The 5,092-nt window shown below is 31.5% G+C and carries 4 protein-coding genes; 2 read left to right on the forward strand and 2 right to left on the reverse strand.

The annotated features are described in order from the left end of the window. The first annotated feature begins 217 nt into the window (after window positions 1–217). Both J4P91_RS28155 and J4P91_RS28160 read left to right on the forward strand, forming a co-directional pair. Window positions 218–970, forward strand: a complete 753-nt coding sequence (locus J4P91_RS28155) for a carbonic anhydrase (RefSeq protein ID WP_207996721.1) — start codon at window positions 218–220, stop codon at window positions 968–970. Between the two features lie 202 nt (window positions 971–1,172). Then, window positions 1,173–1,787, forward strand: coding sequence for a recombinase family protein (locus J4P91_RS28160; RefSeq protein WP_207996722.1), 615 nt, complete (start codon window positions 1,173–1,175; stop codon window positions 1,785–1,787). Between the two features lie 533 nt (window positions 1,788–2,320). Here J4P91_RS28160 and J4P91_RS28165 read toward each other — a convergent pair. Continuing rightward, complete coding sequence (locus J4P91_RS28165; protein ID WP_243764058.1) at window positions 2,321–4,060, reverse strand: ABC transporter permease; 1,740 nt, start codon at window positions 4,058–4,060, stop codon at window positions 2,321–2,323. Between the two features lies 1 nt (window position 4,061). Beyond that, a complete protein-coding gene (locus tag J4P91_RS28170) occupies window positions 4,062–4,808 on the reverse strand; it encodes an ABC transporter ATP-binding protein (RefSeq protein ID WP_207996723.1) in 747 nt (248 codons plus the stop codon). Window positions 4,809–5,092 lie beyond the last annotated feature (284 nt).

Below are 5,092 nucleotides of genomic sequence, written 5' to 3' on the forward strand. Positions count from 1 at the left end.
AAGATTTCCATATCTCATTCTCCTGCTCACACTTTTTCTACAGGTTATCTCAGTTTAGAAATCTTTGCAACAGAACCCAAATTACTTTGCCCCTGGTTACAAGAACACTAGTACTAGGCCACATAGGCTGAACTCCATAAGTATTTGAATTTAAAAGCATACAGGAATACAATATATATATCATATGCACTCTATTTTTTAGAAAGAAGGTAGTAACATGAAAATAAGTTTTATATGGATAAGTTTACTGATATCTTCCCTACTTATCACAGGATGTAATAACATAACTTCAACTGACAAAAAAGAAAAAGAAGAAAAGACAACTGCAACACATGAAGTGAATTACAAAGATCAAAAAAATTGGGAGTTTGAATCAGGCGATACACAATCACCAATCGCCATTGACACAACTAAGACACAGAAAATGAAAGACAATGGAGCAATCGAACTTAACTATAATAATGCTGTACTTGATGAAGTAGATAATGGCCACAGTATCCAAGTAGACGTTACTGGAACAGCAAAAATCAATGGTCGTTACTTTGATTTAACACAATTCCATTTTCATGCACCTAGTGAGCATAAACTTGATAGTAAGCATTATCCAATTGAAGTTCATTTTGTAAATAAAGCACAAGACGGTCGTCTAGCTGTTATTGGTGTGTTCTTTAAAGAAGGTTCAGAAAACCAAGGATTCAAAAAAGTGATTGATAGTATTAAAAAAGGTGATAAGAACACTTCTGTTGGTGAAATCAATATTGCTGCTATGCTTCCTACCAACAAAAGTTATTATCACTACCTTGGTTCATTGACTACTCCCCCACTTTCAGAAAATGTTGAATGGTATGTCATGAAAAACCCGGTAGAAGTTTCAAAAGTACAAATAGAAGCTTTCCAAAGCTATTACAATAATAATAATCGTGACATTCAACCATTAAACGAACGTCTAATATTAAAACACGAAGAATAAATAAAATTGCCCCCCTACTAAACCCAATTAAATTAAGAGAAGGTATTAAATAAGGAAAAATCTTCAAATAGATTTTTCCTTATTTATTTTGTTCAAAAAGGTCGTACCCTAATTTTACATAGGTGATATATTGAGAAACGGATGTTTTAAGTGTGAAATTAGGGTGTAAAATAAATAGAGAGAAACTGGAGGATTTTTGAAAGTGAAAGTTGCTTATGCGAGAGTCAGTTCTATGGATCAAAACTTAGATCGACAAATTGTGGAATTTAAAAATCACGGTGCGGAAAAAATATTTGTAGAGAAAAAATCCGGAGCGGATTTTATGAATCGTGTAGAATTTAAAAGAGCTTTAGATTTTGTACGAGAAGGTGATTTTTTAATGGTAGAAGCGATTGATCGATTAGGACGTGACTATAATGAAATCATTCGTACAATAAATTATCTGAAGCAACAAAAAATCGGTTTACTTGTTACAAGTATGCCTATATTAAGTGAGCCCCTAGGTGATCCGCTATTAGACCGTTTTGTCAAAGATTTAATTCTTCAACTCTTGGCTATGATTGCGGAAAGAGAACGAACAGAAAGTAAACGACGACAGGCACAAGGAATAAAAATTGCGAAAGAAAAAGGGGTTTATCAAGGGCGACCAACCCTTTATGGACCAGATGCGCGAGATCCTCAAAAACAAGCTGTCTATTATCAAATTGTACAAATGTTAAATTCAGGATTACCTATAAAGAAGATTGCTGAAAAAAATGGCGTGACAAGACCAACGGTTTATCGTATCCAAAAAGAACTCGAGGAAGATATTAATTGACAATAAAGTTTAATCAAAACTAAAAATGTTGATTTTTCAATAAAAAAATCCCTGCACTTTGAAAAATATTTGAGAAAAATGCAGGGATTATCTTTTATATGGATGTTACGATTTTAAAAATTGATTTGAAGCATTATCGTTCATTTAAAGGGTGTTAAAATGATACCTCTGTATTGTAAGCACTATTTAGTCATAACTAATTTTCATCTTCCATTTTTCGAAATAGTAACCATTCGACTAGTACATAGAGCACAATAGGCAAAATAATGCTAAGAATGACAAAAGTTTGATTTTTACCATCCTGCACAAATTCTTTCGTTTGTGGAATCCTTAATAATAAACCGAATATTCCTAAAGTGACAACGAAAGTAAGACCCCCAAAGAATTCACGTTTCTTCTTGGATATAACATAAACGGTTCTGTTGCAAAGTTGAAAAATAACCAAAAATAATGAGTATACGATACATGTTCTTGTATATTTTATAATGTTTATTCGGAACAATTGTATTTTCATTCTATATTTTTGGGGGCGTTTAAAACTTTGCAACAGAACCAGTTAACCCTAATTTAGAAAGCATTTGAAATTGGCTTTTATCTCGATCTAAATCTGTAAATAAACGGAAGTATAAGAAACTAATTGTAAATATAAAAAATACAACTCCTACTAGTACACTAAGAATAGATAGTATCGCATTCACTTGTTTACTTTCTAACCATTTTAATACCGGGGAATCAAATATAAAAGGTAGATATGCGTTTGTATAATCATTTGGAATTATCTTTGTAAGTTTTTTAGCCACATCTGCTGTTTCATACATGTTTTTAATTAAAAAACGATAGTCTATATATTGATCGACCTTTGCTTCTCCTAACTGTGTATTTAGTATTGTTTCGTACATTGAATCCGAAACAACGACAGAAAAATTATCAGATGGGCTGATAATATTATCCATTAATATTTTATTACCAGAAAAATTATAATTCATATTACCGTGTTCCAGTGTAAGGGATGAAGACAGTTTCTTTAATTTCTCTTGAGGAGCTACTCTCAGATACATTTTTGATGGCAGGATTAGACTGTCTGTTTCCTTATTTAACGTTTCTGCTGGGTATCCTAGTGTTTTGGCAGTTGCGTTGTAATCAGTCAGTTTCATAATTGGTGTTGCGTGACTTGTTGTATTAAAACCAGTAGAAGTTACTAATTTATATGAGAATCCATCATTATGTAATTGTTTCTCTATTTGAGAAATATGAAATGCCTCCTCCTTGTTGTGTTTAAATGATTTATATTCAAATGCATAAGGACTGTTAACTTCCGCTAATGCTCCATTTCCAATAGAAAGACAAGTACCAATAGAGGTAAAGGCAACTGCGGAAAGTACACTTACTAGAAAGAGTGTTCTTGCGTTATCTGTCATTCGATATGTTAACTCTGAAATCATTAACATATTGGTTTTTTTTAAGAAAGTGTATTGACGATTTTTCAATATTTTAATGACATAAAAGCTGAGCTGAGTAAATAAAAAGTATGTTCCTAATACAGTTAAGAAAACACATAGTAATAGAACATATATCTCAATTCCTTTTTTTAATGCCATATTTAAATAAAACGCTGATACATATCCAATGCAAATACAAAGAATTGAGAAGAAAGCTAGCCATTTAGATGACTTTGGTTCCGTTTTTGGTTTTTCTTCAGATTTCATGAGTTCAATTAGCTGTGATACCTTCATTGTTCTTACAGTGAAAAAAGAGACAAGTATAAATAAAATAAAAAACATAAGAGATGTCACTAAAATTGCCTTAGTAGGAAAATGAAATGGAAGCCCACCTTTTAATAGGAAAAGGGAACCACTTATCAGTAAGATTAATTTTCCAAAAACTAATCCAAGTCCAATTCCAACAATAATTGCAGAACATCCAATTAACATATTTTCCATGAAAATTAGCTTTTTTAATTGTACGTTAGACATGCCATGGAGTAATAAAATCCCAAATTCCTTTTTCCTTGTTTTTAAAAACATAGTAATAGAATATAGAATGAAAAAGAAGGAGAAAAATACAATTAGATATTGAGCAATTTTAAATCCTTTTGTACTTAACGAACTCATGGTCTCGCTGGTCGATACAAGATTTCCAGTGAAATTAGGATGAAATACAAGCAATTCAAAAGTAAATAGAATCATCACGGCAAATGTACTACTCAAAAAATGTCCAAGGTATAATCGTTTATTACGAGTGACATTATTATATACAAGCTGACGAAAATTCATGTTAATTACCTCCTAGTAAAGATAGTACATCTGTAATATCATTGTGAAATTTTGAACGATTGTCACCGCAATAAATTTCATTATAAAAAGATCCATCTGTAATGAAGATTACTCGATCACAGTAACTCGCGGCTACTGGATCATGTGTCACTAGCATCATAGTTACTTGTTGATCTTGATTTAATTTCTTTAGGAGTTCCATCACATCATTTGCCGCTTTTGAATCTAAATTTCCTGTTGGTTCATCTGCTAATATTAATTGAGGAGAATGAATGAGGGCACGAGCAATGGCGGTTCGTTGAGCTTGTCCTCCTGAAATTTCGTAGGTTCTTTTATTTAAAATCTGTTCAATCCCCAGTTTTTTAGAAATAACTTCTACTTTGTTGTTCATTTCATTCAAACTTACATTATCTAATGTAAGTGGTAAAACAATATTCTCTTTTACAGTTAGAGTATTCATGAGGTTAAAGGATTGAAAGACAAACCCTAGTTCACGGCGTCTAAATAATGCTAAATCATTAGAAGATAAATAATGGGGATTTTTTTCGTTAATAAATACTTCTCCTGATGTTGGTGCATCAATAGTAGAAATCATATTCAGTAAAGTTGATTTGCCACTTCCTGATGCTCCCATAATTCCTACGAATTCTCCTTTTTGTATTGTCAAATCAATATTGGAAAGAGCTTTATAAGATACTTTTCCTGTATTATAAATTTTACTTAAGTTACGGACTGTTAATATACTCATAGTTATTATCTCCTGTTCGTTTATTGGCTATATATTATTTAATCTAAAGTATTATAGTCCTCATATTGAATTGTCTTACATTTACCTTACAAGCATGTAAGAATTCTATCTTTTAAGAAAATTGTTTCAGAGGAGGTTGAAGATCTAACTCAACATATTTACAGTGTATAACGCCTATTAAATTAAAGGAAGGAACCTATCATATTTCCTAATAGGTTCCTTTTTTTAATACAAAAATTTCAAATGTATAGAGTTATGCTTCGAATCGTTTCCGTTTTCATAAA

Source organism: Bacillus sp. XF8 (genome assembly GCF_017498755.1).
GTDB classification, from domain to species: domain Bacteria; phylum Bacillota; class Bacilli; order Bacillales; family Bacillaceae_G; genus Bacillus_A; species Bacillus_A bingmayongensis.

Coding starts and splice junctions, on each gene's coding strand:
- J4P91_RS28155 (WP_207996721.1), top strand. CDS start 218: ATGAAAATAAGTTTTATATGGATAAGTTTACTGATATCTTCCCTACTT.
- J4P91_RS28165 (WP_243764058.1), bottom strand. CDS start 4,060: ATGAATTTTCGTCAGCTTGTATATAATAATGTCACTCGTAATAAACGA.
- J4P91_RS28170 (WP_207996723.1), bottom strand. CDS start 4,808: ATGAGTATATTAACAGTCCGTAACTTAAGTAAAATTTATAATACAGGA.